The following is a 9,503-nucleotide window of genomic DNA, read 5'->3' on the forward strand; positions in this document are numbered from 1 at the left end:
CAGCGGGCGCCGCCGCCAAGAGCGGCGCTTCGCGTTGGTTGGGCCCCATCGCCGGTATCGCCGCCGGTCTGGGTATCGCCGCGCTGCTCTCCAGCATGGGCCTGTCGGGCGCATTCCTGGAGTTCCTGTCGTCCGCGCTGCTGATCGCTGCTGTCGTCTTTGCCGTCATGTTCATCATCCGCCGCCTGCGTGGCGCCGGTCCGCGCACTGCCACCCAGGGCGCATTTGGCGGCAACAACAACGCCTCGGGCCAGCAGCAACAGCAACCGATGTGGCGTGAAGCGCTGAAGCCGGGCGCCGCCGCACCCGCAGCCGCCGCTCCGGTGGCCGCCGCTCCCATCGAGCCGCCGGCCGTCCTGCCCAAGGCGGGCGATGACAACAACTGGTTCGTGCCGGGCGATTTCGACACGCCGGCCTTCCTGAAGCAAGCCAAGGAACAGTTCGTCCGCATCCAGGCTGTCTGGGACAGCGGCAGCACCGACGGTCTGCGTGAATTCCTGACCGACGACCTGATCACCGAACTCAAGCCGCAACTGGCCGAGCGCGGCGCGGCGCCCAACAAGACCGAAGTGGTCCTGCTGAACGCCGAGATGCTGGGCATCGAAACCGTCTCCGACGGTCACCTGGCCAGCGTGCGCTTCTCCGGCATGCTGCGTGAGGCCCCGGGCGCCGAGGCTTTCCGCTTCGAAGAAGTCTGGAACCTGTTCAAGCCGGCCAATGGCGGCTGGTTGCTGGCCGGCATCCAGCAGATCCCGGTGGAACACGCCAGCTAAACCCTGGCGGTCCGGCTCGACCGGCCCTCTGCCGCGGACGCCGTCACGGCGTCCGCATGAACCGGCCCCCAAAGGGCCGGTTTTTCATGTGCCTTCCGCAAAACAGGCTCTCATCTAACCCGTTACACTCCCGATTTACCCATCAACTTCGGCAAGCCCTCCCGGGTCCTTGCAACCGCTCATGCTGCCTTTTTCGTTCCTGCCCACCCCCAAGCGCCTGGCCGTCAGCGCCCTCAACGCCCTGTTGCGGCGCGAGGACTGGGCGCGCGAACGCCTGGCGCGGCATGCCGGCAAGACGGTGCGTTTCGTCATGGGTGGCTTCACGCTTGGTCTATCCATCGATAGCGACGGGCTGGCCGATCAGGCCGATCCGGCCGTGGTGCCCGACGTCACGCTGACCGTGTCGCCAGACAAGCTGCCGTTGCCGCGTCTGGGCGCGGGGCACGACAAGCCCGATTTCGCCGAGGCCACGCATATTTCGGGCGACGCGGCGCTGGCCCAGGTGGTCGCAGATCTGTCCAAGCAATTGCGGTTCGATCCCGAAGACGCGCTTGCCCGGGTGGTGGGCGACATCGCCGCGCTGCGCATTGTGGGTGGCGCGCGCGCGGTGGCCGGCGGGGCTCGCAATGCGGGTCAGCGGCTGGCCGAGAATGTCTCTGAATATCTGTCCGAAGAAAGCGGTGTTCTGGCGGGCCGCCCGGCCCTGGAGCAATGGCGCCTGGACCTGGCCGACCTGAACGCGCGCGCGGATGCGCTGGCGCGGTCGGCGGCCGCGCTGCAAACCCGCCTGGCCTCGGCCGGCGCAAAGCGGGGCGCCTGATCCATGTTCCCCTTGCTGCGCCTCTTTCGCATCATCGTCGTCTCGCTGCGCTACGGCCTGGACGAGCTGGTCCTGTCCAGCCTGAATCACCCGCTGGCCACGTGCCTGCTGCGCGTCATGCGCCTGGGCACGCGTCCGCGCTCGCCGCGCGGGCAGCGGCTGCGTTTGGCGCTGGAATCGCTGGGTCCCATCTTTGTGAAGTTCGGGCAGGTGTTGTCCACCCGCCGGGACCTGATCCCCGCCGACATCGCCAACGAACTGGCGTTGCTGCAGGACCGCGTGCCGCCGTTCCCGTCCGCGCAGGCCGCTGCCTGCATCGAGGCGGCGCTGGGCGCACCGCCCGAAAAGCTGTTCGCGCAGTTCGACGTGGACCCGGTGGCGTCGGCGTCCATCGCGCAGGTCCACTTCGCGGTGCTGCACGATGGCCGTGAGGTCGCCGTGAAGGTGCTGCGTCCGGGCATGCTCAGCATCATCGAAAAGGACATGTCGCTCTTGAAGGTCGTGGCGCGCATCATCGAGCGCCTGGGCGCCGATGGCCGCCGCCTGAAGCCGCGCGAGGTTGTCGCGGAATTCGACAAGTACCTGCACGACGAACTGGACCTGGTGCGCGAGGCCTCCAATTGCAGCCAGCTGCGCCGCAATTTCGGCCCGGAATCCGGCCGGGGCGACATGCTGATCGTGCCCGAGGTGATCTGGGAATACACGGCCTCTACCGTCTTCACGATGCAGCGCATGTACGGCATGCCCGTGGGCCAGGTCGAGCGCATGCGCGAAGCCGGCATCGACATTCCGACGTTGGCGCGCACGGGCGTGGAGATCTTCTTTACGCAGGTGTTCACCGACGGCTTCTTCCACGCGGACATGCACCCGGGCAACATCTACGTATCGGACCGCCCCGACACGCTGGGCAGCTATATCGCGCTGGACTTCGGCATCGTGGGCTCGCTGTCGGAGTTCGACAAGAATTACCTGGCGCAGAATTTCCTGGCCTTCTTCCATCGCGACTATCGTCGCGTGGCGCAACTGCATATCGAGTCGGGCTGGGTGCCGCCGGATACGCGCGAGGAAGAGCTGGAGGGCGCGGTGCGCGCCGTCTGCGAACCGTATTTTGACCGGCCGCTGTCGGAGATCTCGCTGGGGCAGGTGCTGCTGCGGCTCTTCCAGACCTCGCGCCGTTTCAACGTAGAAATCCAGCCGCAGCTGGTCCTGTTGCAAAAGACCCTGCTGAACGTCGAGGGACTGGGCCGTCAGCTCGATCCCAACCTCGACCTCTGGAAGACCGCAAAACCCTATCTGGAACGCTGGATGCGTCAGCGTGTCGGATTCCAGGGCCTGCGGCAAAGCCTGGAAAAAGAGGCCGTGCAGTGGTCGCAAATGCTGCCCGCCCTGCCCAGGCTGGTCCATGACCATCTGAGCCGACCCAATGTCTCGCCCGCGATGCTGGCCGAGATGATGCAGTTACGCCGCGCCCAAGAGCAGAACAACCGGCTGGTTGCAGCGCTGGTTGGTGTGCTGGCGCTGGCGGTCGGGGTCGCGATATGGGCGTTGACCCGATAGGCGGCGCGATGATCTAGACCTTACTGTCATGTTTCATTCATGAAACGGTCATCATAGCTTCGCGGGAGACGGCGAAAAATAGCGCTGCGCAATTGGCAAGCAGCGCCCACGCCTATAAGAACGCGCGCGCCATTCATCAATTTTCATAGCCCCACTAGCGGGACGAATACAAGGGCAGAACATGCTTTATCCAGAACTCTTCAAGACCATGGAAGCCGTGCGATGGAACATGGCGCACGATATTCCGTGGGGCGATTTCGACCGCAGCAAGCTCTCGGACGAACAAGCCCACACGATCAAGATGAACGCCATCACGGAGTGGGCGGCGCTGCCGGCCACCGAGATGTTCCTGCGCGACAACCGCGGCGACAGTGATTTCTGCGCGTTCATGTCGGTCTGGTTCTTTGAAGAGCAAAAGCATTCGCTGGTGCTGATCGAGTATCTGCGCCGCTTCTGCCCGGACCTGGTGCCGACCGAAGAAGAGCTGCACAACGTGCGCTTTGAATTCGACAAGGCCCCTGAACTTGAAACGCTGATGCTGCACTTCTGCGGCGAAGTCCGCCTGAACCACTGGTACCGCCGCGCTGCCGAATGGCACACGGAGCCGGTGATCAAGGCGATCTACAAGACGGTGGCGCAGGACGAGGCGCGCCACGCGGGCGCCTACCTGCAGTACATGCGCCGCGCGCTGCATGATCGCGGACAGGACACGAGCGCAGAGGCGCGTCTGGCGTTCTCGAAGATCGGGGTGCTGATGGCGTCGGCGGGCCGCACGCAGCAGGCGCTGCATCCGACCAATCTGCACGTGAACAAGGATCTGTTCCCGAACGATACGGTGCAGTCGCGCCTGCCGGAGCCGGGCTGGCTGGAGCACTGGCTGGATACGCAGATCCGTTTTGACGGGGTGTGGGAGCAGAAGGTGGCGACGCGGATTCTGCACATTCTGTCGAAGCTGATGGACCGCAGCTTCGAGACGGTGAAGGATCTGAACCGCTACCGGAAGGAAGTGTCGGCGCTGATCGTGCCGAAGGACAAAGAGATCATCCTGGGCGGCGCCTGATCCCTCCTATAATCGCCGCATGCCCGCCGCCCGCTTCGAATCCAAGGTCCTGTCCCGCGACGAACTCGTCGTTGCCGTTGCCGCTGGCCGCTATCCGCGGCCGCTGGTGTTTACGAACGGGGTGTTCGACATCCTGCATCGCGGGCATGCGACGTATCTGGATCAGGCGGCGCAGCTTGGCGCCACGCTGGTTGTGGCGGTGAATACCGATGAGTCGGTGCGGCGGCTGGGCAAGGGCGACGAGCGTCCGCTCAATCGGATGGAAGACCGCGCTGCGCTGCTGGCGGCGCTGGGATTCGTGACCGTAGTCACGTCCTTCCATGAAGATACGCCTGAGGCGTTGATCGGAGAGATCAAGCCCGATCTGATCGTCAAGGGTGGCGATTACGATATGGAGACGTTGCCGGAGACTGCGCTGGTGAAGACCTGGGGCGGACGGGCCGTTGCGATTCCTTTTGAGTTTGAGCGGTCTACGACGGCGTTGGTGAAGAAGATTCAGGGCGGGTGATTCGCTGGTGAATCTACATATCGGATTGAAGGCGGCCTCTGTAGGCCGCTTTTCTTTTTGCCTTTTTGGGGGGCTTTGTCGGTGGCGTGTGTGGTGTTCGCATCTCGTGGCGTCGGTCTTCGTTGGCAGTGACCGATCTTCGTAGGTCGCCCGGCGCCGCGGTCACCGTGGGCACGATCGCCCACGATTGCGGTCCGGAGCCTTCGCTCCGGACTGCCCCGTTGTCATCCTCGTCCGCCTTCGGCTCCCTACGGATTCCCTCGGGCGCATCGACGGCGCTCGCGCCCACGGTGACCGCGACACCGTGCTGCCAGGGTCTTTGGTTTGCGCGCCGCAAGACCTGTGGTCAGGGAAGGAGATCTGCGGGCCGCCGAATTGCTGCCGCCCGGGCGGCGGCAATCGGCATCTGAGTTGTGGGGCGTTGTGGGGGGGTGCGCTCGCGCGCTGGGGGGGGCGTAGGGAGTCGATTGGGTGTCTGACACCCGTAGAGATGATCTTCAGCTCCAGACAGTGCGTCCAAGGGTGTCAGACACTGGTCGCAGCAGTAGAAACGCGCTCAGCGCGGCGTGCGCAGCAGCCGGTTGATCGCTTCCAGGTCCGATTCCGCCAGGATGCCGCTGGTGGCCTTCAGGCGCAGGCTGGAGAGCACTGTGCTGTAGCGGGCCAGGGCCAGGTCGCGTTGGGTGGCGTAGAGCTGTTGCTGGGCGTTCAGGACGTCCAGGTTGATGCGCACGCCGACTTCGTAGCCGGTGCGGTTGGCTTCCACCGCGGCGCGGCTGGATTTTTCGCCGGCTTCCAGGGCCTGGATGCGGGCCAGGCCACTGGTGACGCCGGTGTAGTACTGGCGGGTGGCCTGGACGGCCTGGCGGCGGGCGGTTTCGTAGTCGTAGCGCGCCTTCTGTTCCAGTTCGACCTTTTCGGTGACTTGCGAGGAAACGCCGCCGCCCGAGTAGAGGGGGATGGAGAGAACTACGCCGATGGTGTTGTCGATGGGCTTGCCGGGGGCGGCGTTGCGCATGACGGCGTCGCTGGCGCTGCCGCTGGTGGCGCGCAGGTTCAGGGTGGGGTAGTGGCCGCTCTTGGCGATCTGGATTTCGCGACCGGCGATGCGGGTCAGGAGTTGCGCGCGCAGGACTTCGAGGCTGGAGGTTTGGGCCTGGTTGCTCCAGTCGGCGATGCGGGCAGGCTGGGGGGCGGGCAGTTGCACGCCGTAGGGTAGTTCGGCCAGGGCGCCGGGCTGCGTGCCGATGATCTTGGCGAGTTCGTCCCGGCGCACTTCCAGGTCGTTCTGCAGGCGCAGTTCCTGGGCGACGACGAGGTCGTAGCGCGACTGGGCCTCGTAGGTGTCGGTGATGGTGGCGTTGCCGAGTTCGAAATTGCGCTTGGCGGATTCAAGCTGGCCGGCGACGGCGGTTTTTTCGGCTTCGGTGGCGGTCAGGGTGTCCTGGGCGTACAGGACGTTGAAGTAGGCGTCGGCGACGCGCAGCAAGAGGTCTTGATAGGCCTGCTGGAGTTGCACTTCGACGTCGGCGACGATGAGCTTGGATTGCTCGAAGTTCTGCCAGCGGCCCCAGTCAAAGAGCGGCTGGGTGAGCGCCAGGTCCCACACGCCGCGGCCGCCGCTGTAGGCGTAGGACAGGCCGCGGGTGCTGCGGGTTTCCTGGTAGGCGCCGCCGGCTTCGGCGGTGATCAGGGGCAGCAGCAGGGCGCGGGCCTGGGGTTCTTTTTCGAGGCCGGCGCGGTAGTTGGCGCGCGCGGCGGCGTAGGTGGGGTCATTGCCCAGCGCGGCCTGCCAGACCTGGACCAGGTTCTGGGCGGACGCGGTCAGCGGGCCGGCACTTGCGGCGCAGGTGAAAACCAGTAAAGCCGTAAGTGAGCGGACGCGCATGATCTTTCAACGATACGCCGGGCCGCCGGACGTGACGCCGGCCCCATGGGGGCCGGGCAAAAGGCGGCGAGGTCGCGGAGTTAGAACTTGAACTGCGACACCGTGACGCCGCGCAACGGCTTGATGACCGTTTCGAAGAGCTTGACGGTTTCGAAGCTGGCGGCGGTGGTGCGGGTGATGCGACAGGCGGTCATGATGGGCGTCTGGCCGACGACAACGACAAGGCGGCCGCCGACGCGCAGTTGGTACTTCAGCGCGTCCGGCACGACCGGCACGGAACCGGTGACCAGGATGGCGTCGTATTCGGTGGAGCCCCAGCCATTGCGGGCGTCGCCGGTCTCGACCTTGACGTTGGTGACGTTGTTCATCTGCAGGTTCTGCTGCGCGAAGGTCACCAGGCGGCTGTCGATTTCGACGGAGGTGACCTGTTGCGCCAGGTAGCCCAGGAGGGCGGCCTGGTAGCCGGAGCCGGTGCCGATTTCGAGCACGCAGTCGGACTTGGTCAGCAGCAGTTCCTGCGCGAGACGGGCTTCGACCTTGGGGGCGAGCATGGTCTGGCGCGTGTTGACCGCGTTGATCTCGAGCGGCAGCTCCAGGTCGGAAAACGCCAGGCCACGCAGGGCCGGCGGAACGAATTGTTCGCGGCGCACATCGAACAGCGCTTGCAGCACGTTGGCGTCCAGGACGTCCCACGGGCGGATCTGCTGTTCCACCATATTGAAGCGGGCTTGTTCTACGTCGGGCAGGGTCGAAGCGTTCATGACGGTCAGAAAAAACAGAGGAATCAACGGGCCATTGTACCGATTCGTAGCGTCCTGTGACGGCGCGCCCGTGCGGCAGATGTTTCAGGCGCGGCCCCGGCCCCCGAAATGCAGACGGCGCCCCGCGGGGCGCCGTCTTTGGGGGGGCAGTCGAACCTACCACCAACCGTGGAAATGGTGGACCGGGCCGTGGCCCGAGCCGACTGACAGGCGCTCGGCGTGGCGGATGGCTTCGGTCAGGTAGGCCTTGGCCCGCTTGGCCGATTTCGGTACGTCCCCGATTTGCGGCAGCAGCGCCGCCAGCGCGGCCGACAGCGTGCAGCCGGTGCCGTGCGTGTTGGCGGTGTCGATGCGGTGGCCGGGCAGTTCGATCATGCGGTCGCCGTCGTGCAGCAAATCGATGGTTTCGCTGCCGGGCAGGTGGCCGCCCTTGACGAGCACCCAGCGTTCGCCGGAATGCGCCAGCTTGTTGCGCAGGCGCTCGGCGACGCGCCGCATTTCCTTGACGGTCTCGACGGGGCGCTCTTCGAGCAGCACGCCGGCTTCGGGAAGATTGGGCGTGAGCAGGGTAGTCAGGGGCAGCATGGCTTCGCGCATGGCGCCGACGGCATCGTTCTCGAGCAGCAGGTCGCCGCTCTTGGCGACCATGACCGGGTCCAGCACGATGTGCGCGGGCGTCCATTTGGCGAGCTTTTCGGCCACGACCTCGATGACGGGGCGCTGGCCCAGCATGCCGATCTTGACCGCGTCGATGCGCACGTCGGTGAACAGGGTGTCGATCTGCAGGCCGACGAAGGCGGGCGGCACCGGCGAGATGCCGGTCACGCCCTGCGTGTTCTGCGCGGTGAGCGCGGCGATGATGGCGCAGCCGTAGGCGCCCAGCGCGCTCATGGCCTTGACGTCGGCCAGGATGCCGGCGCCGCCGGAAGGGTCGACGCCGGCGATGGTCAGCGCGTTGGGGATCGGACGGCCGCTGGCGGCCGGCTGGCGGGAATTCATTTCGCGGGACCGCCGGTGATCAGGCCTTCGGTGGGCGAGCTGGGCGCGCCGCTGTACAGCTTCTTGGGCATGCGGCCGGCCAGGAAGGCCTCGCGGCCGCTTTCGACGCCCTTCTTCATGGCGCTGGCCATCAGGATGGGGTCGCGCGCGCCGGCGATGGCGGTGTTCATCAGCACGGCGTCGCAGCCCAGTTCCATGGCGATGGCGGCGTCGGACGCGGTGCCCACGCCGGCATCGACCACGACCGGCACGCGGGCCTGGTCGATGATGAGGCGCAGGTTCCAGGGATTCAGGATGCCCATGCCCGAGCCGATCAGCGAGGCCAGCGGCATGACGGCCACGGCGCCCATGTCTTCCAGCATGCGGCATTGGATGGGATCGTCGGTGCAATAGACCATGACCTTGAAGCCCTCATCGACCAGCGTCTTGGTGGCTTTGAGGGTTTCGGGCATGTTGGGGAACAGCGTGTGCGGGTCGCCCAGCACTTCGAGCTTCACGAGGTCGTGGCCGTCCAGCAGTTCGCGGGCCAGGCGCAGCGTGCGCACGGCGTCGTCGGCGGTGTAGCAGCCGGCCGTGTTGGGCAGCAGCGTGAATTTCGAGGTGGGAACGTAGTCCAGCAGGTTCGGCTCACCGGCGTTCTGGCCGATGTTGGTGCGGCGGATGGCGACGGTGACGATTTCCGTGCCGCTGGCGTCCAGGGCCGCGCGGGTCTGTTCGAAGTCCTTGTACTTGCCGGTTCCGACGAGCAGGCGCGACGAGTAGGCGCGGCCGGCGATGGTGAGAGTGTCTTGTGTGGTCATGGCGGTGCTTCAAAGGGCGGGCGCGCACGATGCGAGGCCCGCGGGGGACTGGCTGACTGATGCCGAATGATAAAGCAGTCCGCCGGACGGCAGGGCCGGGCACTGGCCCGCGCGTTCCACTATTTGCGGATCGCGCGCGTCAGCGCACCCGGTCCAGGTCGGCGCAGACGGTCTCGGCCGCGTCGATCAGCCGGGGCCCGGGCCGGTACAGCGCGTCGGCATCGACGCCGTAGACGTGGCCCTGGCGCGCCGCCGGCAGGCCCATCGCCTGCCATGCAGCCAGATTCCTGGCCGTGTCTTCCGGACGCGAGACGCCGGCCAGCACGGCCTCGGGCCG

At 66.2% G+C, this 9,503-nt stretch carries 9 protein-coding genes and 1 pseudogene; 5 read left to right on the forward strand and 5 right to left on the reverse strand.

What is annotated here, in order from left to right; translation table 11 throughout:
* The 5 genes from B3446_RS14550 to rfaE2 form a co-directional block, all read left to right on the forward strand.
* The coding region (locus tag B3446_RS14550; RefSeq protein ID WP_291382695.1) for a Tim44 domain-containing protein at positions 1 to 773 on the forward strand (773 nt) is incomplete at its 5' end.
* A gap of 181 nt (positions 774 to 954) precedes the next feature.
* Positions 955 to 1,593: a ubiquinone biosynthesis accessory factor UbiJ gene (locus B3446_RS14555; protein WP_291382697.1), complete on the forward strand. Its 639-nt coding sequence runs from the start codon at positions 955 to 957 to the stop codon at positions 1,591 to 1,593.
* Positions 1,594 to 1,596: 3 nt separating this feature from the next.
* Positions 1,597 to 3,150, forward strand: a complete 1,554-nt coding sequence (gene ubiB, locus B3446_RS14560; protein ID WP_291382699.1) for a ubiquinone biosynthesis regulatory protein kinase UbiB — start codon at positions 1,597 to 1,599, stop codon at positions 3,148 to 3,150.
* Between the two features lie 181 nt (positions 3,151 to 3,331).
* Positions 3,332 to 4,210 carry a ferritin-like domain-containing protein gene (locus B3446_RS14565; protein WP_175125163.1) on the forward strand — a complete coding sequence of 293 codons (879 nt, stop codon included), beginning with the start codon at positions 3,332 to 3,334 and terminating at the stop codon, positions 4,208 to 4,210.
* 19 nt (positions 4,211 to 4,229) lie between these two features.
* Positions 4,230 to 4,718 (forward strand): D-glycero-beta-D-manno-heptose 1-phosphate adenylyltransferase, encoded by a 489-nt coding sequence (gene rfaE2 / locus B3446_RS14570; RefSeq protein ID WP_291382701.1) that lies wholly within the window; start codon positions 4,230 to 4,232, stop codon positions 4,716 to 4,718.
* 556 nt (positions 4,719 to 5,274) lie between these two features.
* Here rfaE2 and B3446_RS14575 read toward each other — a convergent pair.
* The 5 genes and pseudogenes from B3446_RS14575 to B3446_RS14595 all read right to left on the reverse strand — a co-directional run.
* Positions 5,275 to 6,606, reverse strand: coding sequence for a TolC family outer membrane protein (locus B3446_RS14575; RefSeq protein ID WP_291382704.1), 1,332 nt, complete (start codon positions 6,604 to 6,606; stop codon positions 5,275 to 5,277).
* Between the two features lie 80 nt (positions 6,607 to 6,686).
* Entirely contained in the window at positions 6,687 to 7,367 is a 681-nt protein-coding gene (locus B3446_RS14580; protein ID WP_191579260.1) for a protein-L-isoaspartate O-methyltransferase family protein, read from the reverse strand.
* A gap of 156 nt (positions 7,368 to 7,523) precedes the next feature.
* On the reverse strand, positions 7,524 to 8,366 hold the full coding sequence (gene thiD, locus B3446_RS14585) for a bifunctional hydroxymethylpyrimidine kinase/phosphomethylpyrimidine kinase (RefSeq protein ID WP_291382706.1): 843 nt from the start codon (positions 8,364 to 8,366) through the stop codon (positions 7,524 to 7,526).
* Complete coding sequence (locus tag B3446_RS14590; RefSeq protein WP_175125167.1) at positions 8,363 to 9,166, reverse strand: thiazole synthase; 804 nt, start codon at positions 9,164 to 9,166, stop codon at positions 8,363 to 8,365. Before B3446_RS14590 ends, thiD begins: the two co-directional genes overlap by 4 nt.
* 139 nt (positions 9,167 to 9,305) lie before the next feature.
* Positions 9,306 to 9,503 (reverse strand): annotated as a pseudogene (locus tag B3446_RS14595) (cobalamin-binding protein); the annotation flags it as partial.

The organism is Achromobacter sp. UBA5777 (assembly GCF_002418565.1).
Lineage (GTDB): Bacteria > Pseudomonadota > Gammaproteobacteria > Burkholderiales > Burkholderiaceae_B > Achromobacter > Achromobacter animicus.

What these genes read in the sequence shown, in the direction of transcription:
- B3446_RS14555 (WP_291382697.1), top strand. Translation starts at nt 955, where the DNA reads ATGCTGCCTTTTTCGTTCCTGCCCACCCCCAAGCGCCTGGCCGTCAGC.
- ubiB (WP_291382699.1), top strand. Translation starts at nt 1,597, where the DNA reads ATGTTCCCCTTGCTGCGCCTCTTTCGCATCATCGTCGTCTCGCTGCGC.
- B3446_RS14565 (WP_175125163.1), top strand. Translation starts at nt 3,332, where the DNA reads ATGCTTTATCCAGAACTCTTCAAGACCATGGAAGCCGTGCGATGGAAC.
- rfaE2 (WP_291382701.1), top strand. Translation starts at nt 4,230, where the DNA reads ATGCCCGCCGCCCGCTTCGAATCCAAGGTCCTGTCCCGCGACGAACTC.
- B3446_RS14575 (WP_291382704.1), bottom strand. Translation starts at nt 6,606, where the DNA reads ATGCGCGTCCGCTCACTTACGGCTTTACTGGTTTTCACCTGCGCCGCA.
- B3446_RS14580 (WP_191579260.1), bottom strand. Translation starts at nt 7,367, where the DNA reads ATGAACGCTTCGACCCTGCCCGACGTAGAACAAGCCCGCTTCAATATG.
- thiD (WP_291382706.1), bottom strand. Translation starts at nt 8,366, where the DNA reads ATGAATTCCCGCCAGCCGGCCGCCAGCGGCCGTCCGATCCCCAACGCG.
- B3446_RS14590 (WP_175125167.1), bottom strand. Translation starts at nt 9,166, where the DNA reads ATGACCACACAAGACACTCTCACCATCGCCGGCCGCGCCTACTCGTCG.